Here is a 22,940-nt window from a genome sequence, read left to right as displayed (position 1 = left end):
AAAAACATATAATTTAATATTATAAAATTATTTAGGTGATATGGTGGAAAATTTTGATGAATGGTTTCATGATATATTAGAACAAGCAGACATTACCGATTCAAGATATCCTATTAAAGGAATGGCAGTTTGGAGACCATACGGTTTTCAAATAAGGAAACATTCAATGAACATTATTAAAAAATTATTGGATAAAGATCATGATGAAGTATTGTTCCCAATGCTTGTTCCTGAAAGTGAACTTGCAAAGGAAGGAATACATGTAAAAGGATTTGAAGATGAAGTATATTGGGTAACAAAAGGAGGTCAAAGAGAATTAAATGAACAACTGGCATTAAGACCAACCAGTGAAACCGCAATATATCCTATGTACTCCCTGTGGATTAGAACACATATTGACCTTCCAATTAAAATGTATCAAATAGTCAACACTTTCAGATATGAAACAAAACATACAAGACCATTAATAAGAGTCAGAGAAATAACTACCTTTAAAGAAGCTCATACAGCACATGCAACCAAAGAAGAATCTGATGAACAAGTTCAGGACTTCATTGAAATGTATAAAGAATTCTTCGATGATTTAGGTCTTGCATACCTAATTTCCAAAAGGCCTGAATGGGACAAATTCCCAGGTGCCGACTACACAATGGCCTTTGATGTAATAATGCCTAATGGAAAAACCCTGCAGATTGGTACAATTCACAATCTCGGTCAGACCTTTGCAAAAACATTTGACATTACTTTTGAAGACAAAGACGGAGAGCACAAATTAGTTTATCAAACATGTGCAGGATTATCTGACAGAGTAATAGCATCAGTTATTGGAATTCATGGAGACGAAAAAGGTCTACGCCTACCGCCAAAAGTATCACCAAATCAAGTTACAATAATCCCAATCCTATTCAAAAAAGGAAAAGAAGAAGTTCTTGCAAAATGCAGTGAAATCAAAGAACAATTGGAAGCAAAAGGTCTCAGAGTCAACCTTGATGACAGAGACATCCGCCCAGGCAAAAAGTTCAATGACTGGGAGCTAAAAGGAACTCCAATTAAACTGGAACTCGGACCTCGTGATTTGCAAAACAATATTACAATAGCAATGAGGAGAGATGAAGAAGAAAAAATAGAGCTTCCATTGGACGAATCATTAGCAGACAATGTGATTGAATTATTGAATAAATCCTCCGAAGACCTTGCCGGACAATCATGGAAATTCCAAGAGGAACATGTTGAATTCACAGAGGATTTAGATGAAATTCCACAACTTGTCGAAGCGGGCAATGTCGTCAAATTCAACTGGTGTGGAGATGAATCAGTAGGTAAGCAAATCGAAGAAAAAACAGGTTACGACATTTTAGGTATTCAGGAAGAAGTATCCGAAGGCAAATGTATAGCCAGTGACAAAGATGCAAAATACATCGCTTTAATAGCTAAAACTTATTAGTGATAGTATGGATGAGATATATGCAATAATTCCAGTTAGCAAGTTCAAAAATGCAAAAACTAGACTTTCTCCATTTTTATCAGAAGAGGAAAGGGAAAAGCTCCTGAAAGTAATGCTTCAGGATGTTACAGATACCCTGAAAAAATATGTGGATAAAATATTCATTATCAGCAGAGATGAGGATGTGCTGAGTTATGCTGAAAGCCTTAAGTTAAACACCCTCTTAGAGGATGAAAATTCAAATTTAAACAAGGCATTGAAGCAGGCAATGAAATATTGCAAAGGAAAAACAAAAAAAGTCCTTATTGTACCATCTGACATTCCGTTAATTGGGAAAACTAATGTCCAAATGTTGATTAATGCTTCCAAAAGCCTTGATTTCATCATTGTCCCATCTAAAGGTGGAGGAACAAACATGATGATAATGAAACCTATGGCAATACACACACGCTTTGAAGGTTTTAGCTATAAGGAACATGTAAACGCTGCTGAAAGAAAAAAATTAAATCCACAGGTTCATGACTCATTCTTCATGGCTCTTGATGTAAATACTGCTGAAGATTTAGGCGAAATCATGATTCACGGTGAAAAAACCCATACTCGAAAGTATTTAAAAGAGCTTAAAGTTCAATTTGAACCGTCACGTGGTAGCGAAAGAATAAAAGTTACACGAGCTGATTAAATGATTGTGATGAGCATTGCAGGCATTGATCCGTCAGGAGGAGCCGGTGTTTATGCTGATTTGAAAACTTTTCAGGCAATTGGAGTTTATGGAACTGGGATTGTTACTGCTTTAACTGCGCAAAATCCCTATAAATTCTTTTCAACATTACCAATTTCCCCAGAATTTATCGAAGAAGAAATTGATTCAGTAATGGAAAGTTATGAAGTGGAAATTATAAAAACTGGAATGTTATACTCACCCGAAATAATTAAGATGGTTTCAAAAAAAATCAAAGAATACAATCTAAAAGCAGTGGTAGACCCGGTTATGGTAGCAACATCCGGTGGAGACCTAACAAAAGAGGATTTAGCTGATGCTTTAAATAAATATCTTCTTCCAAATTCTATTTTAACAACTCCAAATATTTCAGAAGCAGAAAAATTAACAGGTTTTGAAATTAAAGACGGCAACGATGCAATTGAAGCATCAAAAAAAATATTATGCGACAATATCATTACAGGAGGACACTTGGACGGCATTAATACAATTAACATCGATGGTGAAATTACTATTAAAAAACAGGAATTGATTGAAACTGATAATCTGCATGGTACAGGCTGCAATCTATCATCAGCAATTGTTGCATATTTGGCAAGGAACAATGATTTGAAAACAAGCATTATAAAATCCCTGGATTATGTTTATGAAGGAATAAAAAATGGAAGTTATGGAACTTTAATAGCTAAAATCTAGTGATAATATGAATGACAAACTTGTTTTATGTGCCTGCAGTGGAATGAATCCGCGAGGTGAAGTATCACGTGTCAGTGTTTACGATTTAAGTATTGAATATGATGATATCGAGTATTGCTGCATTGTTGCAAGTGGTGGAAATTATCAAAAATTCATAGACCTTGCTCACAACAACACAGTAATTGGTGTAAATGGCTGTGAAAACTGTTGTCCTGAAACCATTTTAAAAACAAAGGATGCTTCTGTTGAATATAATTTGAATGTTCAAAAACTCCTAAAAGAAAATAATATGAAAGCAGAATGCACTGTAAGAATTAATGAAAACGATGAAAAATGTGTGGAACTTATTAAAAAAGAAATTTTAAAAATAAAAAAAGAAATTAAATGGGATTAGACAACTAATCTCCCATATCTAAATCTTCAACAATTGCTTCCTGAAGAGCAATAAACTCTTTAGATTCTCTTTTTCTTGGCCTTTCAATATCAACTTCTTGGACATATGCAATTTTTCCAGGATTTTTATCCAAAATTACGATTTTATCAGCGAGGAATACTGCTTCATCCACATCGTGAGTTACAAAAACAATTGTATTGTTGAACCTTTTCCAAACCCCAATCAGTTGCTCTTGAAGTTTATGTCTATTTTGCATATCCAATGCAGAAAATGGCTCATCCATAAGTAAAATAGGCGAATGGTTAAGTAAAGATCTAATTATTGCAACCCTCTGTTTCATACCACCAGAAAGTTCATGAGGATAGCTATCTTTAAAGTCAATTAAACCAACACTTGTAAGATATCTTTCTGCAGCGGCAATATTTTCTTCCTTACTTCCTTTTTTGGTCATTTCCAAACCGAATGTAACATTCTCCAAAACTGTCAGCCATGGGAAAAGGGAATATTGCTGGAAAATCACTGCTCTGTCACCGGACGGCTTTTTAACAACTTCACCATTGGCAACTATTTCACCAGAAGTAGGTTGGTCAAGGCCTGCTATCAAACGAAGAAGTGTTGTCTTACCGCAGCCTGAGGGGCCTAAAAGACAAACCAACTCACCATCATTAATAGTTAAATTAATATCCTCCAAAACAGACAGTTTATCTGATTTTTTACCTTCAAAGGATTTATGAATATTTTTTATTTCAATTGACATTTAACACACCTACCAGAATATCCTGTTTTGAGCTTTTGTAAATACAAAATCAAATACAAGTCCAATTAAACCTATTACAAGCATACCTACAACAGTAGTACCAGTATCAAAGAGATTTGTTGCAGTTAAAATCATATAACCTAAACCACTGCTTGAACCAATCATCTCAGCAGAAATGGTACACATCAAAGCAATACCAATTCCCACTTTTAAACCAGAAACAATATATGGAACTGTTGACGGTACAACAACACGTCTTAAAACATTCCAGTCGTTTGCTCCTAAAGTTTGAGCGGATTCGACTAAAACCTTATCAGTTCTTTTTACTCCATCAATGGTATATACTAAAATAGGGAACACACATCCCATAAATATGATAAATACTGCAGGAACAGTTCCAATTCCAAACCATAAAATTGAAAACGGAATCCATGCAACCGGAGGGATTGGTCTTAGGATACTGATTACAAAAGTAGCCAAATCTTCCAAAGTCTTATACCATCCAAGCAAGATTCCCAATGGAATAGCTACAACAGATGCCAAAATCAAACCTGCAAATACTTTAAATAAAGTGTCAACAGTATTTGTAAGAAGTTTGCCATTTTCTATAACCACCCAAGCAGAGTTGAGTACATCTATTGGGCCTGGCAAAATGTATGAAGAAAATAATCCCAAACCATTAGTAATCAGATACCAGAAAAAGATTAGAATTATTGGTAAAATTAATGGAACGAATTTATTTTTATAATTATTAAACATTTCATCACTTAATTAAAATTTTTATACATTACTAATTATGTTATCATCATATAAAAACTTTAAAAAAAACTCAAGAAAAAAAAGAAAAATTAAGAAGCATCAGCTACTTCAATAGCTTCTACTTCTATACCTTCAGTATAATCTTCGTCTTTGAGGACGGATTTAGTACTCATTGCTCCAAATAACATTGTAGATAAGTTATGTATCATTGAAGATGTTGACGGTGGAATTACACCCAATACTCCTAAAACAAGAAGTGAACCATTAACCGCAACAATATTTCGGTAGTTAGTATTGATCTTGTCAAGCATTCCAACACTTAGTTTTCTGAGTGTAACAAGATCATACAAATCATCGGAAAGCAAAGATATGTCTGCAACTTCACGAGCAATATCTGATGAATTTTTCATTGAAACGGAAACATCTGCTGCCGCAAGTGCCGGTGAATCATTAATACCATCACCCACCATTATAACAGTTTTTCCTTCTTCTTTAAGTTCTTCAACAATTCTGGATTTATCTTCAGGAAGTACTTGAGACCGGTATTCTGTAATGCCTAAAGCCTTTGCACCTGCCCTTGCACCACTTTCACTGTCACCCGTAAGCATTATGACATTTTCAATGCCTAATGACTTGAGTTCTTCAATGACATATTTCGCTTCTTCGCGTACAGGGTCATCAATGCAGATTATACCTTCAAGTTTTCCATCAATAGCAAGGTAAACTACAGAATGTTCTTTAGCTTGTTTTTTGATTTTTTTCTCCTGAGTTTTTGTTAATTTGACTCCTTCATCATCAAACAAGAAATGTTTGGAACCTATTACTGCACGTTTTCCATCATATTCCGTTGCAATACCATGAGCTACAATGTATTTAACTTCACTGTGATCTTCCTCATGCTTTAAACCCTCTTCTTCAGCCTGTTTTACAATAGCCGTAGCAATACTATGTGCAAAGTGCTCTTCAATACATGCAGCCATAGTCAGGATTTCATCACGGGTGTATCTTCTAGACATTGGAATGATATCAACGACTTTTGGTGCCGCATTAGTTAAAGTTCCGGTCTTGTCAAATACAATTGTATCAGCATTCGCATAGTTTTCAAGGAATTTACCACCTTTAATCATCATCCGGTTATCAGATGCTTCGCGCATTGCAGATATGATGGATAATGGAGTAGTCAACTTAATTGCACATGAAAAATCAACCATTAACACAGATAACGCTTTTGACGGATTGCGTGTAATGAGATATGTTAAAGCTGTTGCAATGAAACTGTATGGAACAATAGAATCAGCAAGTTTTTCGGCCTTACTTTGTGTATCAGCCTTAAGTTCTTCTGAGTTTTCAATTAAATCAATAATTTTATTTAATCTTGTTTCCTTATTCATTGAGTAAACTTCAACAATCAGATTTCCTTCTTCAATTACAGTTCCCGCATGAACTGTTTTGCCAGGTCTTTTGTGAACGGCCAATGGCTCTCCAGTCATGGAAGCCTCATTAACCATTCCTTCCCCTTCGATTACTTTTCCATCAACAGGAATTACATCTCCCATGTGAACTTTGATTTTATCGCCTTTATCAATGTCAACAGCAGGACATTGTTTTTCCTCACCATCTTCTCCAATTACCCATACAGTGTCAATATTTAAAGCTAAACTATCTTTAAGAGTTGATTTAGCTTTTTGTAAAGTATAATCTTCAAGTTCATCGGATATAGACAATAAGAACATCATGGAACTTGCAGGCCTATATTGTTTTTGCAACAATGCACCGGCTACTGCCGCACCGTCAAGAAGTGCAACATCAACACGGAAACTTGTTAAACTATCCAAACCTTCAGCAACATATCTTAAAGCACGATATATTGTTAAAACATTTTTAATAGGAATCGGCAAGAACAGTCTTCCCAAAACCCTTTTAAAAATCATTTTAGATAATTTGAGATAAAAATCATCAGTGATTTCTTTTGAAACCTGAGTCTGTGTAGGTTCAGCTTCAAACAAATCATCAAATGTAATTCCTTTAAGGATATTGAATATTTTCTGTTTATTTTCAATACTTTCCTCATAGTATATTGTAATACTTCCATTTCTATGGGAAGTATATACCTCATATACAAAACTTTGATCCAAAAGTAATGAAGCAAGACCATAACCTTCCTTTTGAGTGAAGGCCCATTGGCCAGAACGAACCCTTAAACGAGGCCCGTTATCATACATTACTTGAAATTTCATTTTTCAACCTTAAAAAAATAAAATTAATCTTTAGCTTCTACGTAGATTTCTTTTTTATCTTCTTCGTGAGCATCGATTACAATTTCTTCTGCATTTTCTTTCATGTCCTGGAAACATTCTTCAGCATCTTGTTTAGCTGACATTACAGTTGCCATTCCACGGGTAGCTGCATCTTTTACGGTTTTAGATTCAATTATTTTTTTACCTACAATAGCAGTTGCGATTCCTGCTGCAAAAATCAATGCATGTTTATGTTCTACACATTTGTCAATAATATCATTACGTAACATCATTTCACATCCTAAAAAAATTATTTATTCATTGAAATAATTTAGGCAAAACTAAATTATTCAATTACAATATTATATTAGTTACAATATTATATAAGTTTTAGGTAAACCTAAATACAATTAAATATTGTACAAATTTAACTCGAAGCTCAGAAAAAAGTAATTTGATTATTTATGCAAAATAACTTAGCAATCCTCACATCCCCAATTTAATTGCATAAGTTATCTGACATACTATATTAACTCAAAACCCCTATATAAATTATTCGATTTTAAGAGGTTTTTTAGGCAAAGCAAAGAATAAAATTTGGTTAAACTAAAAAAAAATTAAGATAATAATTTAGTTAAACCAAAAAATAGAAATAATGAAAAAAATAAAAGATTTAAGCAATCCTAAAATTGGAAACTATATCCTAACCTGTGTAAGACAACGTGCAGGACATTTCATCACACATTCCAAACATTGATTGCAACGCCTGTTATTCAATGTCCAGGTTTTATTATGTCTGCTTACAGAAATAGCCCGTGAATGACAGACAAACTCACATTTTCCACATAACATACATTTGTGAATATTATTACCAATACGCCACCGTGATTTATGTGATGACCTTAAAAATTCAGAAAATAAATGCATACCCAATTCCAAGCCCAATGATGAATGACCTCGTCCATGTCTTCCTCCCATTTTACACACCTCTTTTTTTAGGTATGACTAAATTTATTGACAATACCTTATAAATATTTTGGAACGCCTAAACTTTTTATAGATAAAAGTAAATAAGAATTCAAAACTAAAAAGTTAATTGGTGAGTGTTTGAATATCCATAAAAAATTTTTCTCAAAAATAGGAATTAATTATTTAGTATATGCAATTCTTACAATAATCCTTCAAATAATCATAATCAATATAGCTGGAGTGTTAAATCTTACTTTAATCAATAATTTAAATTCACTCACAATAATATCAGCTATTTGCAATTATGTCTTACCATTTCCAATTTTAATCTATCTAATGAAAAAACTAGATTCACAAAAACCAGAAAAACAAGAATTATCCATTAAAAAATTTTTAACATATCTCGCAATAACAATAACCCTTATGTGGATAGGAAATATAATAGGATTAATAATTACTTCAATAATCAGCTTTTTTACACCTCTTGATGTAATAAATCCCGTACAGACACTAATAAATTCAACTGACATTTGGTTGAATCTATTGTTAATAAGTATTATCGGACCTATTTTTGAAGAGATACTGTTTAGAAAATTACTAATCGACAGAACAATAAAATATGGGGCTAAAGTCTCAATACTTTTATCTTCATTAATATTCGGTTTAATTCATGGAAATCTAAACCAGTTTTTCTATGCATTCCTATTGGGAGGATTTTTCGCATATGTTTACATAAAAACAGGAAAATTAAAATACACCATACTACTTCACATTATAGTTAATTTGATGGGATCAGTTGTAAGCTTATTTGTTGGAAAAAGTGTGGAAAACATGATTTCAGGGCCAATGCAACCTTTTGATTTGTCAATAGTGATAATTTATTTAGCGATAATACTTGTTTCGTTTTTGATAGGTGCATTAAAACTATATCGCCACAAAAACATTAACTTAGAAAATCTTTGTGAAAAAATAACATTATCCAAACCGTTTAAAACAATAATTATTAATCCAGGAATGATTTTGTTTATCGGATTTTGCATTTTAATAATGATGCATCAAATTCTAGGTTAATTTAAGAAAATCCTTACTAAAAAAAGAGTTCAAGAGTTATATTATTTGTTAACTCTTCTAAACATTACTATTATAATCTTTTCAAAAACTTCAAAATCAGAGGGATTTTAAGCTTTATCTTCCCTTTCTTCTTCGATAGCTTCAGTAACACTGTTTAAAATTTGAAGTGATTTTGAAAATGCTGGCATACCAGAAGTCAATAAGACAACTCTTAAAACATCAACAATTTCTTCTTTTGTGATGCCCAATACTTCAATTGCACTCCTCATTTGTTTTTTGGTAGCTCTTGGATCAGCACGGGAAGCAGTAATACCAATAGCAATCAATTTTTGAGTTTTGTAATCTATAACCTTACCGTCCCATACAGTATCGTTAATGTTGGATACTAATTCAAATAAGTCCGGGTGACTGTCTTTTAACTCTCTTATACCTTTACCGTAATAAACATCTCCTTTCATATAGATAGTATGAAAGTTGTCATACTTATAGATTTTGTCGGAAAAATATTACTTTTCAAATGCTCTCTCTAACAATATTTAAAAAATAAAATACATAGGTGATAGCATGAATAACGAGCTCATTAAGAATATGTGTTTAAGTTGCAATCATTCAAAACAGACACAGAACAACTATAACCTTTCACTTCGGAAGTACTGTGAATATTTCGACATGTCACTTGAGGAACTTCTGATGGAAGCTGAAGAAGATGAAAAGAACAATGTAAGATGGAAAAATTGCCGTTTAAGAGCTAAACTGATTGAATTCAGACACCACCTGTTACAGAATTATGCTGCAAGCACTGTGAAAAAACACATCTGGAGCATCAAATTCTTTTACAAATTCTATGACATTGAAATACAATCATTGCCTAGAGTTACCCAACAGTCTTTGAGAAAACCCCAGCCAATCTACTATAAGGATTTGCCTGACAAAGAAGTGATAAGGGAAGCATTTAAAATATCTTCACCATTGATGAAAGCCATAATACTGTTTTCATGTTCAAGCGGTTGTGCCAGAGCAGAAGCATTGAGTTTAACCATACAGGATTACATAGATGCAGTATCAGAATATATACCTAGGCGCAGAATGGACATTTTTGAGGTAATTGATTTCTTGAACGAAAAGGATGATGTCGTGCCTACCTTCAATCTCCGAAGGAAAAAAACAAACAAATATTATATCACATATTGCAGTCCAGAAGCAGTAAATGCAATCAATGCATATATTTTAACACGCACAGATTCAGTTAAAAATGACAGCCCCCTATTCGATGTAAGCCCAACACATCTTGGAAGATCATTTCAAAAAATAAACGATACATTGAATCTTGGAAATGTTGGAAAATATGCTAGATTCAGAAGCCACATGCTGAGGAAATTCCATGCAAGCGCATTATACAACGACGGCATGAGCATAGACAAGGTCAACGATTTGCAGGGAAAGGCTAAAAACGTAACTGATTCCGTTTATTTCATGACCAATCCTGAAGAGTTGAAATATGAATACATCAGGCATTTGCCTGCCGTAACAATCAATATGGATGTTGAAAAGCTATCAATCAAGTCTCCTGAGTTCATGCAACTGGAAAATGATAAAAAGAAATTGGAAACTGAACTTGAGGTCCTTAAGCGAGAAGTGGCAGATATCCGATCGATGAAAAAGGATTTTGAACTCCTTAAAGCACAGATAGGAAAATAATCTTGTGATGGCATTTGACCCTGTTGAATGCCATTGCCAAACATTCCTAATACTTGATGCCAACCCTGATATAATCAATAGCTAATATTTTTCTTTTAATTTGATGAACTGGATTTGACATTAACGGCAACCTTTTTGGATTTGGATTTGATTTTTAAACTGGGATATATATGCAAGGATTCTAGAAAGTAAGTTTTGAATAGCTAACCCCAGCCGTTAATGTTCTTCTGATGATTTGATTAAATATTTATAGTAAAATAAAGATATATTAATTCTATTAACAAGAGGGTCAATATATGTTTGTACGAAAAGAGAATGGTCGTCAATTAGCAAGATGCATCGCTTATTTTTATTTTATTTTATGGATTCTTTTCATAATTTTCATGCTGACTAAATTTGGTCTGAGGGCATATTTAGATATTGATTTACTGATACCCTTGATTGTAACAACAGTTGTTGACATCTTATTGGCTTTCATTATTTATGTATCTTCATATAAAATTGAAAATGATAATTATCTATGCGTTTTATATGGTATTCTTTGCGTAGTTTCAGTTTTATGGTACTTTAATTGGTTTGGATTAATTTTTTTGATATTATTTATAATAACAATATTGATTATTAAATTAGGAGAAGATTCCTAATTTAAATTATCCTATTTTATATTTAGGTGATTAAATGTCATTTAATGAGGAATTATATAGATTAAAGAAAATTACTATATGCCTATATTTATTAATTTTGATTATTTTCACAGGTTTATCTATATTACTAAATAACAAATCTTTTTTAGAAATTTTACCCGGCATTATATTACTTATAAGTAGTTATCATTCTAGAGATTATTCTGCTATCTATGAAAAGTATTTTAAACAGGAATATTCCTTGTTTAAAATATATTTGAAGGTTTGTTTTATACCTACATTTTTATTTATCATATTTTCTGAAATTCTATTAAGAATTTGCTTTAATTCAAGTTTAATCTTACTACTCCTAAGATGACATTAACATTAATGGTCGCCGTTTCGGATTTGGATTTAGATTTTGGACTGGGATATATATGCAATGGTTTCGGAAAGTAAGTTTTGAATAGCTAACCCCAGCCGTTAATGTTATTTGATCCAGAATAATCTAATTCTGAATCAATCATTTCGTATTAAAACCAGATCATATGTCCCCGAATATTTCCTCACCCTTTTCGGTTAATCTGTACAATTTTCCCCGTTTCACTTCAGGATTGACGCATTCGACGAGGCCCAGCTCTTCCAACCGATTCAAGGGATTGGAAACATATGTCTGTTTGGTACTATTCCATTCCATGCCTTCCTGAAGAGACATTGCCTTAATATCTATCATATCCCAGTTTTCACGTCCGACTTCCAGATTCCAGTTATAGATTATGTTGCAGGTCCGCTGTGAAATAAATCCATTTTTTAAAACCTCCGTTATTTCATCTAGCGAATCCACCAGGAAGAAGATTGAATGGCTTGAATAAAATCCGTATCTTTGAACCCTTTCTTTTTGAGGTATGGAATGGAGGAATTTCAAAGCCTCATCATGTGTGCTTGTCCAAGTCAATCCGGAAACGTCTTTTTCATCTGTAAAATCAATTATATATTCGTAAATCCAATTCAGCAGGTTTTTATTGCTTTTGCGGATCATCTTTTTTATACCTCACTTTTTCATTAATAGTGATTAATTGTTTTATGTGACGGATTATTTAAGCTGAAAGTGAGAGCATTTGAAAAGTAATCGCTTCAACAAAATGGCCGTATTGGCATTTAAATTAATTAATATCATTGAACTACCAGCAGTTTACACTGTACTTAAATGATAATCTGATTATATTTGAATAAATACTTTTGACAATTGTTATGCTCTGAAAACAGTGCCCTGATATGTATTTTGATTATGACTTCGTTTCACTGGCAAGTGTTAGGCTTCATTCCAATTTCAATTTTATACAATCTGATTTTTTTGTCGAAATAGTCTGTTGAAATGTTTAGCAAAATTTGTGAAAACACAAGGCTTAGGGACACAATAAATTTCAAAAAAACTGAACAGATTAATATCGAATCGCCAAAAATAGAATGCAAATGTTTAAATATTGATAATTACAAACAAAGTAATTGGCCCACACCATTATTACGAAGTCAGAGCAATTTTACATGCTCGTACAACTTTTTCTTGGTGAGGCCTAAACAGTGATCTATGGAGGTAAAATATCAAAAAAAGTAATGAGAAAAAACAGATTATAAAAAAAGGATTATATTATGAATAACGAGCTAAATATTATTTTTTAATATAATCCTATGGGGTCAGTAAGAGAAAAATAAGAATAGTTAAACAGAGCCGCGAAACTTTGTTAAAAATTAATACTTTTCAAAACTTAACCCAATATCTAGTATATTTTAAGGAATATATAAATATTGCCACATTAACAATGGCAAACTTATTTTATTCTAAATATTCGTTAAGAGATGGAAAATTAATTTTACTCGAATGCTATTTTTATTTTTCAAAGACTTCTGGCCTCAATGTGTTTTAGACTGTTGATCATGCACTCCCATAATGGGAAAACAGGAGGCACCAAATAATGTGTGAAGTAATCAAACCCCGGCCCAATGAAGTAATAATTTTCAATAACTTCATGGCACTTGAAGAAGCAATTGCTGAAATTCAGGAAACTGAAAACATCCGCAATGAAAAGGAATTCTTCGATTCATACAGAATCAAGATAATGAAACTGGACTAAACACGAATAAAAAATATTTAAAACACAAGAGAGGTCAAAAAATATGTTTGAACAAGAAATTGATGGCGTACAATACGTTACAGTCCCCAAAGAGCTATGGGACAAAATGTGGGAAATGTTTGATAAAATTGATCAAATAGGTGAATAGACATGAGCAGCTATTCACCGTTTGAAAAACATGATGCAGACCAATACGCATTACCTAACCAGTTCGAAGACAACTACCATGGCATCCTCACCCACAATGGCGAGATCAAAGTTGCCAAAGGTGATGTGGAACAGGAAATCCTCTACATTGACGATGACGGTATCGTATTGGTGGATGGTGGCGAAAAAGCATACCAAACACTAATACACTCCAAGCTGTTAGGACTGATTCACTATGCAACTGAAGGTGATATTGGCTTAATCAAATTCATAAGAGGAGAAGCATTCATTGTCGGATTCAGGAAAAACAAACCGGAGGGCAAATATGGAACAAACACTTCTTGAGATGCAGGAAAATCTTACTGACGGATTATTCATTGAATTTGCATCCATTGATGAAGACTGTTATTATTCACTGACCAAATCCGATGAACTCAAATTCCTCGACGATAAAACAGTGCTCATACGCAGAAAAAGCGGAAGGCATACAATAATCAACCTGAATTGGATTATTGATATCAGCATCAAAAGGGGGTTATTTCAATGACCAAACCGGCAAGATTATATCCTAAAGAGGAACCGATGAACTTGAATCCCAAAGTAATCTTTATTGGGAGCATAATATTTGCTGTAATAATTGGCTGGATTGGTATAGCAACCAGCACCGGAGGAATCTAAAATGAATTCCTCCAATCAACATGAAGGTGATAAAATGGTAAAGGCAGAACTTATAGAAAACCCACAAGTTCCTGAAGAAACAGGATTAATAGCTGCAGACAACGTTCCGGATGTCGATGTAGCTATTGAACAGTGGGACGCTTATCAAAAACTATGTAAAGGATTATTAAACGAAACAGACTATCAAGAAATAATTGTTAAGGAAAAAGATGAAGATGGAAACTATGTTAAAGTGAAAAGACACTTCAAAAAGAAATCAGCATGGCAAAAGCTCTCAAGAGCATTCAACGTTGACACTACCATAGTTGACAGATCATTGGAAAGAACCAAAATGGGAAGAGTGCGTGAAGCCTACTACTGCGTAAGGGCAACACTGCCTAATGGCCGTAGCGTTGAATCAGACGCATTATGCTCCCGTTCTGAAAAAGGAAAAGACAAAGTCTCAGACCACACTATCATGTCCACTGCAAAAACACGTGCAACCAACAGAGCTATTGCAGAACTGATAGGAGCCGGAGAAGTCAGCGCTGAGGAAATGACAGCTGAAAAAGTGATAGTACAAAACCAGTCAAAATTTTTAAAAGAGGATAATAGCTAAATCCTCTTTAATATTTTTAGGAGATAATTAAAATGAGTTTTGAAAACACAAAACAAACTATATTCACAGGTACTGAACTAGATTATGAGGAAATTGTAGATATTCCGGAAGGATATGAAAAAGCAGAATTGAAAGACTTTGAAGATGGAACATTAATCACCGGCAGGCCTGAAATGGCTTCAGTAACATCTTTCACCTTTGACGATGACGGCGAGGAAAAAACAGTTAACAGATTCAAATTATACATCTTCCAGGATGCTGACCAGTTATATGTTGAAATCAATGTCAATCTTAAAAATGATGGGGACATTCACAAAAACGTCAGAAAAGGAAGCGTGTTATTTGATTTCTTAACCAGCATTCTTGAATTGGAAAATGCAGGTTCAGTTGGTAAATCCAATATTCTCAGAAATGTTGATCTTTCCGAATACCGTGAGTTCGTAAACAGATTATCTGGGATGACAATCCAAGTAAAGGAAAGATCCGGAACCTACACATTCTACAGTTTCATTGTGAGGGACGTTCAGGTATAAGGTAATTGAAATGAGTGAAGGAAGTTCAGCTATACAAATCAAAAAAGCTATTGGTAATGTTTATAAACCGGATTATGAGTTTACATACTTTAAAAACATTATCAGTGCTTTCTATTTGCAGGGTACAGACCCCGACGTGGTTGAAAAGATTCTTAGAGAATTATACAACCACCTTCCTTCTCATGAGAAAACATTGGATGAAATCATCAAACTCTTCGAGGACATTTATTTGGGTGAAGAAAATCCAAATAGTGGGATAAAAGGCATTGAGAGATTCATTTCAGATAACTATGACAAAAAGACCAGTATATTGGTAGGGCGTGAATTGAATAGGGCAATCATACCATATGATACCAATAAGATTTACAAACTCCAAACTGGCTCCAACAAATATATCGTTATGGACTACAGGAAAAATGAAGTCACTACACAGACTATAGAATGGAAAAAAGGAAATGAAGTGGCTGATTATACAAGGGTATTGCTTTGCTATCCACTAAAGATTACAATACATGACAATCCTATAAGTGAAGCAGGAAGAACATTCAGTATTGAATGGAAGACAATAGAAGGAGGGCATTTCCACACTAAAGACATGAACATTGTTGAAATGGAACAATACTTAGTGGAACATGGTTATGTTCTATCACGTTACCAATTAAAGGAAGTGCTTCCAGGCATAATTCAAATAGCTATTGAAAACGATTTGGCAATCATGAAAACAGATATAGAAACACCAGGTTTCTACTATAACAACGAAACCAAAAGCCTGACAATAGTTGAATTTGAATTGAATGACACTGACATTAACAAAATGAATATGGCATTGGATTTGATTGAAGATTTAAGAAATTACTTCATAGGTCAGGAAGGAAAACTGGCAACAACACTAAAGCATGCAATGATAGTTCCTTTCGGATTTGCCAAAAAACAGATGGGATTACCATTAGAGAACCTAATTCCTTACATGTTCCATTTCGGAAAGGGCGGAAGTGGTAAGACAACCCTTGCCCGTATCGGAACATACTTTTACGGTGAACCGGACAGCGAAACCGATATTGGAGGATCTGAATTTGATACCGTTCCAAGAATTGGTGCTCAAATATCCAAATCCACTTTTGGAAAGATCATCAATGAACCTGTAGGCGTGTTCAATTGCAAAAGCTGCACAGAAACATTGAAAACCTGTGTGGAAAGGACAAATGCAAGACGCAGATACGAAGGAAGGAACTTAGCTATTATCCTTGCATTATCTACTTTGTCTTTCACATCCAACAGTCCGTTGCCTAATGTCGAAGGGTTGACAAGAAGATTTGTTCAGCTAATGTATACTCACAGTGAGAAAAAAACAGATGATGAAAAAAAGCAATTCATGGCACATTTCCAAATGGACTCTCCTAAAGATTGCCTGTTTCATCATTTGAAGTATCTTGCAGACTTTGTAGTAAACGAAATAAATGAGGATATAGAACTGTTAAGATTACCTTGGCAGGAACTAAGCAATGAATTAATATTAAGAGCATACACTACCTGTGGTCGTGAATGTCCAGACTGGCTATTGACATTTACTGAATCAGTAACACCAGAAGGCTTGGATGAAGAAGAAATAGAATATTTAAGAATGTTTTTCATTGAAGAGATAAACAAACACAACAAAAGCATTAAAGTATATTCATCTGAAGACGGATATCCAATTAAATATCATGACTATTTCACAGATTCAGTTAAAGACTCAAACGACTTTTACGAACGTGTCTTTAACATTATCAATGAACGTCTGATACCTTATATGGTGCTGCATCATGGAAGAGATGGTCTTGACTATGTCTGCTTTACAAGCGGCCTTAGGAAAGCATTGGAAAATGCAAATGAAGTATGCTATAACATAAAGAGCATTGCTGAATTGCTAGGTTGGGAATATAAAACTGTCAGAATACCAGAATCCACAAAAGTCATGGTTGTTAGGTTTGATAAGTTTTTAAATTTCCTATATCCTAATTTAAGTGAAAAGGAGGTCAATCAATAAAGTAACTTGTGATGTAACTTTTGCAAAAAAATGTAACCTGAGACCCCAAGTTACTTCAGTGAAAAAATTCCAAGGATTATTAGCTCTTTGTTTTTAGATTAAAGCTATTTAAATTCATTTTATTTTTTCACATTTTGAAGTAACTTGACCCTCCAGGTGAGGGGCCTATAGTAGTGAAAAGTAGTTGGGATTGTTAAGTTACAAAGTTACAAAGTTACTATATTTTGATAAGTTACTAGGTTACTAAGTTACTTCAGAATAAAGAGCTGATAAAAATGTTTAGATGTGATTGTTATCCTAATCATGAAATATGTAAAAACAAAAACACCTGTGAATTCTGGATACCATTAAATCAAAAACTCAAACAATTAAATCAACAAATATCATATGAGTTGAAAATATTAGAAAGCCTAAATCAAAGAAAAAGAGACTACTTCAAAATACTATCTGAAATTCAACGGGGAAGATATACTGAAATAGTAGCTATTGACGGAAGGTTAAAAAGAGTACCAAAAAAGAATGCAAGAGATGAACCTATATTAAATCCTGAAGATGTGCAAGTCGGATTGAATTTTAATGTCATATCTAAAGAGATAACGGACACAGAAACAATAATTCATGAATTAAGAATTAGAGAAAACAATATATTAAAAATATTAAAGAAACGAGCTAATCAATACGAATAGTTATGTGGAATACTATTTATATCCACATCAACTCTTTGTTGCTATGTTTCTATATTAAAGTTAATTTGACCATTTACGGCTTAAGTCACTGTCATTAAATACAGTTTTTTCTTGACATTCTTTTAACTCGCTTATGTTATCTCTAAAGAATTTTAAGCAGAAATCTTTTTTTGCATTGAAATTATCGCAGTTTAAATGAATATTTTCCTGACAGTTATCGCAACCAATGTCAGTGCCTTGTTTGTTTTTACAGGACAATTCATCATTATCATCAAGATAACGGAAGTCACAGTCTTTAAATATTACATCATTCATAAAATCCAAATCCTCCGTTTTTTTATTTTATCATTTTACAATCTGTTTCTAAAAGAATAAATAAATTATTATCCAAATTATAATTTATTTTTTCATGTCGAATACCACTTATCAACATCAACTCTTCGAGGTTGCTTTTCATTAGCTAGTTTTTCATAACCTCCAGTAAACGCCACAACACAGTCATCATGAATAGCTTCATTTGGATAAGCTGTTATTTTTTCCAGAAATTCCATGGCCCATTTTTTCGTAAACCCTGTTCTATCCTTCCCAACCAGATATATTCCATTTAGTTGAATATCTGCTGAAACTCTTCTTGCACGGTCAACTTTGTTCTCTCTTGAGTTACCAGTACCTGTAGTGAATCCTCTTCTTGTTAACTCATCAATTATAAGCAATCCAAAGTTTTTACCGGTGCTCCCGTCGAGTTCTATATACTGTACATCTGACTTGTCACGTGCTGCAGTATTGACAATTTCATTGATTAAGTTTCTTGACTCAAGCTGAAATTCATATGAATCCACAATGTAGATATTGCCGTTTATATCTTTAGCCAGCAATACTCCAGCAGTATAATCCGGATCACTACCTTTCAACTTATCATCGTTCAACACTTCAGTTGCAGCAAGATCCCAATACCTGATAATTCTGACAATCGGAATTTTAAGATATTCCTCATGTGAAATCAAGTGGAAGTCTGCCTCATCAAATAGCTGACCTTTAACGCTTGCATACCAGTTACCGTTCATTAACTGCTCACGTGTAACCCTATCCAATCCCATAAGGTATTCCTCATAGTCTTTTCTATCCAAATAAATGTTATCCAAATAGCTGGAGCTGATGAACCTTATTTGTGATTTGTCCTGAATGTCTTCATCTATCTTTTCGATGAATCTTTCACGAACCCATTTGTTTCCACGTTTACCAGGATTGCTTGAGCACATTAACTGTGTTGGAAGCTTGTTGTCTTTTGTTTTTCTTACTCTTGACCTCATGTAAATGTATTTGAATCTTTCCAGCTGTGTCAGTTCATCAATGCCAATGAATTGATATTCAGAACCTTGATAAGTATCCAGGTCGTTAATGTTTCTTAAATATCCGAAGGTTAGTGAATTTCCGTTGGGAAATGTCCATGAATGTTCTGTTCCATCCCACTTTGGTTTGATGCTTGCATTATTTTGAATTTCCTTTCTGTTTAACCACTGGCTGGCTTTATGTATTAAAGCTCCTTTACGCTTCAGGTCAGATAAAGTACGTCTCAGAATTAATGCATGATATTCGTTGGTATCATCTTCAACATAGAACAATGCCCTCATCAATAGACTTGTTGATTTGCTTCCTCCAGCTGCACCCCCAATCAAAACTTCCTTTTCTGTAGCCAATATCATCTCGGCCTGTTTTGGAAAAGGATTGAATGGAATATATGGATTCTCATATACACATTTCTGAAGAATAGCTTTGTCTTTAGCATCTAAATGGAATTTCCCGTTTTCATCATACATTATTATCATCAATCTGCTTTGCAAGTATTTCTATTTCATTCATGATGTCCTTTTGAGACATTTCTATTTTCTTATCTTCAAGTTCTAAAACTCTGTTTTGGAATAGTCTGTCCATTTCATCTTTGAATAATTTGTTTTTAGCATCAAATGCTTTAACAGACAGTTCAAGGTATCTGATTTTTAATTCCGCAAGATCAAGCAAGTATCTTGCTAGGCTTTTTTCCCCTGCATGATATCTTACTTCCTGATCCAGTTTTGCAAAATCAATTTCAATACCAACAGCGTTTTTGGTAATCTTATCAAGATTATCGAGTCCCGTTTTGATGTCTGTGACCTGCTGCTGAAGTATGGTATCAATAGCCATGTCAATGTTATCCTGATGAGCATTAGTGTTTGTTATCTGTCTTTGACTGATGGCCCTATCCGTTAATGCCTCCTTATCTCTTGCTCTTGGGTCTTTCTCTTCATCATTAAGATGATATTTCTTTTTGAATCTGGAGAATGTTGACCTGCTTACTTCGAATTCATGCTCTTCTGCAAGCCATCTTCTCACGCTTTGGTCTGTTGCTCCGGATGTCTTCATAGCTATTATTTCATCCAGCAATGTTTCCATGAAATCAGTTTTATTCAGGTTCAATGTTGCTTTGAACTTCCTGTAGGTAATGTCTGCAACATCTCGGCCGTATTTTGTTTTTAGCATTTCCCTGACTTCGTTGTTGCTCATTCCTTTTTTGCAGCAGTTCATTATTTCCTGTTCGTGCTGTTCCAAAAAGTAAATTACATCTGAGTTTCCCCTGCCCATGGTGATGGTGCCTCCTATAAGTCTCTTAATTCCCTTTCAAGCTCCAACTTTCTTGCTTCAATCAAGCGGTGTTCAGTTTGTTTTATGATTCTTTCATAAGCAGAGTTATTGTTTATTTCCATTATTGTGTTTTCTGCTTCACCCATGGCTATTAGTTTTGCTCCAAGCTCATAAGCATCTTTATGGGTAAAAGAAGAATCTTCAACTATTTTTTTGAGCGTTATTTCCACTCTTGCGCTGATGTTGGTTTTTTCGGTTAACATAATACATATATTTATTATGTATTATATATAAAACTTTATTAGAAAAAATATATAAAAGTAATAATAAATTTTATTATTACCTTTGACAATCAAAAATAGTTTCTGTTAAGAGCAATATCCTGGAGATATATTTTTTGAAGTCAATAGCTATTCTTCTTTATCCATTTGGTCGAGTTCTTTTTGAAGATCTGCAATCTGCATTTCTTTGTAGAATCTTTCGAACCTTCCGGTTTCAATGAGAAAAGCTGAAACTTCAAGAGCATCTCTAAAGGTATAATTGGACTCTTTGATAATTTGCTTTTTATCTTCATCCATGTAGGATGATGTATTATTTATATTGGCCATAGCTATTACAACCTGTATATAATAATTAATATAATATTTTATTATTTCAATTATATAAAATTATCATTATTAAATTCATAGAAAATAATTAATTTTTCATAGCTATTGTTGCCTATAGAATAATGAATGTAAGAGCCGATTAAATTAATAGATATTTTTTTCCTTTAATTTAATGGAATGACATTAACATTAACGGACGCTATCTTGTAAATAAAATCTGATTTTAAACTGCGATATATATGCAAGGGTTTTGAAAAGAAGTTTTTAATAACTGAACCCAATCGTTAATGTTAAAAATGGATGTTATGTTTCCAACAGCATATGTGGTTAAAGTTTAAAAAATTAGAAAAAAGAAATGATTATTGAATTAAGTGCTTTTCGACTAAATCCAATAGCATTTCGCTTGCTGTTGCATATCCCCCCATTTGGGCATGCATCTGTGAACCAGAATCTTCATCAAACAATAAATATTCCTTTTCACATTCAAGCATATCATAGAATACTTTTGCTTCACCTTGTGTCATTTCTGAGGTTCCATCCATTACAATGGTCAAACAATCCAAATCCTTAATAATGTCAGTATTGTCGAATTTTCTAAGTTCATCACAAATGGTTTCGGATGTTGCTCCGTGCTTGTAAATGTAATCTTCAAGCATGAAGTCCAATTGTGCGGGACGAACTTCTTTTGGCATTTTTTGAATCATTTCAAGTCTTTTAGCAAAGGCACCGCCCCAGTTTGCATTGCCTGGATCAACAATACACATTCTAACACGTTCATCATAGATTGCGGCTCTAGGCACTAGAAATCCTCCAAAGCTTATTCCGAAAAGTATTATGTTTTCCTCATCTATGCCTTCAAAGTTTTCTAAACAGTAATCGATAATTGGGGTTATTACATTTTCTATATCATGTCTGAATGTAATTCCGTTCATTCTAAGGGCAAATCCCTGACCTGGACCGTCATACACAAGACAGTTTATTCCTCTTTTCAGTGCCTGTCTGTAAACCCATGCAGTATCTTCTGCGAAAGTATCTCTTCCAGGAGTCAATATCATTAACGGTGCATTTTCATCTGCAACGGGAGATTGATAATAATGTGCTGGAAGAAATGAGTCTCCATAAGAGATTTCGATATATTCTCCTGGGAAAGTGGATACTTCTAGATATTTATGATAACAATCCAAACTGTTTTGAGAATACTTGGAAAGTCTATCATCATCAATTGAGTTAAAATACATTAAAGCAATTCTCCAATAGGTTGATGCCCTTAGATATGCACTTTCTTTTGTCACGTTACTGTTGGAGTTTTCTGCTCTTTTTTCAAGTGTTGTTGCCATTTCAGACCATGCATCAATCCATTCTTTTCCTGCTTTGAATTTAGCAACTGTTTCTAATACTTCCCCTACATCTGCCATTTGCAGGTAGGTTAATCCTAGTGCATGTCTTATCAGTGCATCCTGCAGGACATTGTCGCTGAATTTATCCGCTGACCAGTGGCCTTCAACGCCAACTGACGGCATTTTATTCATCATTTTTTTCATTAA

At 33.7% G+C, this 22,940-nt stretch carries 28 protein-coding genes; 15 read left to right on the top strand and 13 right to left on the bottom strand.

Annotated features, from left to right (window positions below; all coding sequences use genetic code 11):
- Positions 1-40 precede the first annotated feature (40 nt).
- The 4 genes from proS to Q0P94_RS05640 are packed head-to-tail and all read left to right on the top strand — an operon-like array spanning position 41 to position 3,255.
- The gene (proS, locus tag Q0P94_RS05655; protein WP_295114611.1) at positions 41-1,444 is read left to right on the top strand and encodes a proline--tRNA ligase; all 1,404 of its coding nucleotides are present in this window, start codon (positions 41-43) and stop codon (positions 1,442-1,444) included.
- Positions 1,445-1,451: 7 nt separating this feature from the next.
- The gene (gene cofC / locus Q0P94_RS05650; protein ID WP_295114609.1) at positions 1,452-2,126 is read left to right on the top strand and encodes a 2-phospho-L-lactate guanylyltransferase; all 675 of its coding nucleotides are present in this window, start codon (positions 1,452-1,454) and stop codon (positions 2,124-2,126) included.
- A complete protein-coding gene (gene thiD / locus Q0P94_RS05645; protein ID WP_295114607.1) occupies positions 2,127-2,861 on the top strand; it encodes a bifunctional hydroxymethylpyrimidine kinase/phosphomethylpyrimidine kinase in 735 nt (244 codons plus the stop codon). It abuts the gene before it with no gap.
- 7 nt (positions 2,862-2,868) lie between these two features.
- The gene (locus Q0P94_RS05640; RefSeq protein ID WP_295114605.1) at positions 2,869-3,255 is read left to right on the top strand and encodes a putative zinc-binding protein; all 387 of its coding nucleotides are present in this window, start codon (positions 2,869-2,871) and stop codon (positions 3,253-3,255) included.
- A 4-nt stretch (positions 3,256-3,259) separates the two neighbouring features.
- Here the strand turns inward: Q0P94_RS05640 and Q0P94_RS05635 are convergent, their stop codons facing one another.
- The 5 genes from Q0P94_RS05635 to Q0P94_RS05615 all read right to left on the bottom strand — a co-directional run bounded on the left by Q0P94_RS05635 (position 3,260) and on the right by Q0P94_RS05615 (position 7,986).
- Positions 3,260-4,012, bottom strand: coding sequence for an ABC transporter ATP-binding protein (locus tag Q0P94_RS05635; protein ID WP_295114603.1), 753 nt, complete (start codon positions 4,010-4,012; stop codon positions 3,260-3,262).
- Positions 4,013-4,021: 9 nt separating this feature from the next.
- Complete coding sequence (locus tag Q0P94_RS05630; RefSeq protein ID WP_295114601.1) at positions 4,022-4,771, bottom strand: ABC transporter permease; 750 nt, start codon at positions 4,769-4,771, stop codon at positions 4,022-4,024.
- 89 nt (positions 4,772-4,860) lie between these two features.
- Complete coding sequence (locus Q0P94_RS05625) at positions 4,861-7,008, bottom strand: heavy metal translocating P-type ATPase (RefSeq protein WP_295114599.1); 2,148 nt, start codon at positions 7,006-7,008, stop codon at positions 4,861-4,863.
- A 23-nt stretch (positions 7,009-7,031) separates the two neighbouring features.
- On the bottom strand, positions 7,032-7,301 hold the full coding sequence (locus Q0P94_RS05620) for a DUF6110 family protein (RefSeq protein ID WP_295114597.1): 270 nt from the start codon (positions 7,299-7,301) through the stop codon (positions 7,032-7,034).
- Between the two features lie 403 nt (positions 7,302-7,704).
- The gene (locus Q0P94_RS05615; protein ID WP_295114595.1) at positions 7,705-7,986 is read right to left on the bottom strand and encodes a 4Fe-4S dicluster domain-containing protein; all 282 of its coding nucleotides are present in this window, start codon (positions 7,984-7,986) and stop codon (positions 7,705-7,707) included.
- Positions 7,987-8,115: 129 nt separating this feature from the next.
- Here Q0P94_RS05615 and Q0P94_RS05610 point away from each other — a divergent pair, with 129 nt between their 5' ends.
- The gene (locus tag Q0P94_RS05610) at positions 8,116-9,048 is read left to right on the top strand and encodes a CPBP family intramembrane glutamic endopeptidase (protein WP_295114593.1); all 933 of its coding nucleotides are present in this window, start codon (positions 8,116-8,118) and stop codon (positions 9,046-9,048) included.
- 107 nt (positions 9,049-9,155) lie between these two features.
- On the opposite strand, the gene Q0P94_RS05605 is transcribed toward Q0P94_RS05610, so the two are convergent.
- Entirely contained in the window at positions 9,156-9,506 is a 351-nt protein-coding gene (locus Q0P94_RS05605; RefSeq protein ID WP_295114591.1) for a carboxymuconolactone decarboxylase family protein, read from the bottom strand.
- Between the two features lie 106 nt (positions 9,507-9,612).
- On the opposite strand from Q0P94_RS05605, the gene Q0P94_RS05600 reads away from it, so the two are divergent.
- Complete coding sequence (locus tag Q0P94_RS05600) at positions 9,613-10,746, top strand: site-specific integrase (RefSeq protein ID WP_295114589.1); 1,134 nt, start codon at positions 9,613-9,615, stop codon at positions 10,744-10,746.
- A gap of 296 nt (positions 10,747-11,042) precedes the next feature.
- Positions 11,043-11,390 carry a hypothetical protein gene (locus Q0P94_RS05595; protein WP_295114588.1) on the top strand — a complete coding sequence of 116 codons (348 nt, stop codon included), beginning with the start codon at positions 11,043-11,045 and terminating at the stop codon, positions 11,388-11,390.
- A gap of 523 nt (positions 11,391-11,913) precedes the next feature.
- Here Q0P94_RS05595 and Q0P94_RS05590 read toward each other — a convergent pair.
- Complete coding sequence (locus Q0P94_RS05590) at positions 11,914-12,408, bottom strand: hypothetical protein (protein WP_295114586.1); 495 nt, start codon at positions 12,406-12,408, stop codon at positions 11,914-11,916.
- 934 nt (positions 12,409-13,342) lie between these two features.
- On the opposite strand from Q0P94_RS05590, the gene Q0P94_RS05585 reads away from it, so the two are divergent.
- The 8 genes from Q0P94_RS05585 to Q0P94_RS05550 all read left to right on the top strand — a co-directional run bounded on the left by Q0P94_RS05585 (position 13,343) and on the right by Q0P94_RS05550 (position 18,169).
- Positions 13,343-13,501 (top strand): hypothetical protein, encoded by a 159-nt coding sequence (locus Q0P94_RS05585; RefSeq protein WP_295114584.1) that lies wholly within the window; start codon positions 13,343-13,345, stop codon positions 13,499-13,501.
- A gap of 150 nt (positions 13,502-13,651) precedes the next feature.
- Positions 13,652-13,993 carry a hypothetical protein gene (locus Q0P94_RS05580; protein WP_295114582.1) on the top strand — a complete coding sequence of 114 codons (342 nt, stop codon included), beginning with the start codon at positions 13,652-13,654 and terminating at the stop codon, positions 13,991-13,993.
- Complete coding sequence (locus tag Q0P94_RS05575) at positions 13,974-14,195, top strand: hypothetical protein (RefSeq protein WP_295114580.1); 222 nt, start codon at positions 13,974-13,976, stop codon at positions 14,193-14,195. Before Q0P94_RS05580 ends, Q0P94_RS05575 begins: the two co-directional genes overlap by 20 nt.
- A complete protein-coding gene (locus Q0P94_RS05570) occupies positions 14,192-14,326 on the top strand; it encodes a hypothetical protein (protein ID WP_295114578.1) in 135 nt (44 codons plus the stop codon). Before Q0P94_RS05575 ends, Q0P94_RS05570 begins: the two co-directional genes overlap by 4 nt.
- A 34-nt stretch (positions 14,327-14,360) precedes the next feature.
- Positions 14,361-14,924, top strand: coding sequence for a hypothetical protein (locus Q0P94_RS05565; RefSeq protein ID WP_295114576.1), 564 nt, complete (start codon positions 14,361-14,363; stop codon positions 14,922-14,924).
- A gap of 32 nt (positions 14,925-14,956) precedes the next feature.
- A complete protein-coding gene (locus tag Q0P94_RS05560) occupies positions 14,957-15,457 on the top strand; it encodes a hypothetical protein (RefSeq protein WP_295114574.1) in 501 nt (166 codons plus the stop codon).
- Between the two features lie 10 nt (positions 15,458-15,467).
- Positions 15,468-17,483 carry a hypothetical protein gene (locus Q0P94_RS05555; RefSeq protein WP_295114572.1) on the top strand — a complete coding sequence of 672 codons (2,016 nt, stop codon included), beginning with the start codon at positions 15,468-15,470 and terminating at the stop codon, positions 17,481-17,483.
- 275 nt (positions 17,484-17,758) lie between these two features.
- Positions 17,759-18,169: a hypothetical protein gene (locus Q0P94_RS05550; protein WP_295114570.1), complete on the top strand. Its 411-nt coding sequence runs from the start codon at positions 17,759-17,761 to the stop codon at positions 18,167-18,169.
- Positions 18,170-18,229: 60 nt separating this feature from the next.
- Here Q0P94_RS05550 and Q0P94_RS05545 read toward each other — a convergent pair whose 3' ends face one another.
- The 6 genes from Q0P94_RS05545 to Q0P94_RS05520 all read right to left on the bottom strand — a co-directional run bounded on the left by Q0P94_RS05545 (position 18,230) and on the right by Q0P94_RS05520 (position 22,937).
- On the bottom strand, positions 18,230-18,484 hold the full coding sequence (locus Q0P94_RS05545; RefSeq protein WP_295114568.1) for a hypothetical protein: 255 nt from the start codon (positions 18,482-18,484) through the stop codon (positions 18,230-18,232).
- Between the two features lie 92 nt (positions 18,485-18,576).
- Entirely contained in the window at positions 18,577-19,986 is a 1,410-nt protein-coding gene (locus Q0P94_RS05540) for a phage terminase large subunit (RefSeq protein WP_295114566.1), read from the bottom strand.
- Positions 19,979-20,788 carry a hypothetical protein gene (locus Q0P94_RS05535; RefSeq protein ID WP_295114564.1) on the bottom strand — a complete coding sequence of 270 codons (810 nt, stop codon included), beginning with the start codon at positions 20,786-20,788 and terminating at the stop codon, positions 19,979-19,981. Before Q0P94_RS05535 ends, Q0P94_RS05540 begins: the two co-directional genes overlap by 8 nt.
- A 14-nt stretch (positions 20,789-20,802) precedes the next feature.
- Entirely contained in the window at positions 20,803-21,051 is a 249-nt protein-coding gene (locus tag Q0P94_RS05530) for a hypothetical protein (RefSeq protein WP_295114562.1), read from the bottom strand.
- A 147-nt stretch (positions 21,052-21,198) separates the two neighbouring features.
- Positions 21,199-21,396, bottom strand: a complete 198-nt coding sequence (locus Q0P94_RS05525; protein WP_295114560.1) for a hypothetical protein — start codon at positions 21,394-21,396, stop codon at positions 21,199-21,201.
- 359 nt (positions 21,397-21,755) lie between these two features.
- Entirely contained in the window at positions 21,756-22,937 is a 1,182-nt protein-coding gene (locus Q0P94_RS05520) for an alpha/beta fold hydrolase (RefSeq protein WP_295114558.1), read from the bottom strand.
- Between the last annotated feature and the right edge of the window lie 3 nt (positions 22,938-22,940).

The organism is uncultured Methanobrevibacter sp., from assembly GCF_946184425.1.
Classification (GTDB): Archaea; Methanobacteriota; Methanobacteria; order Methanobacteriales; family Methanobacteriaceae; genus Methanocatella.
The sequence above is the reverse complement of the archived record's forward strand: the minus strand, read 5'-3'. Positions and strand labels throughout refer to the sequence as shown.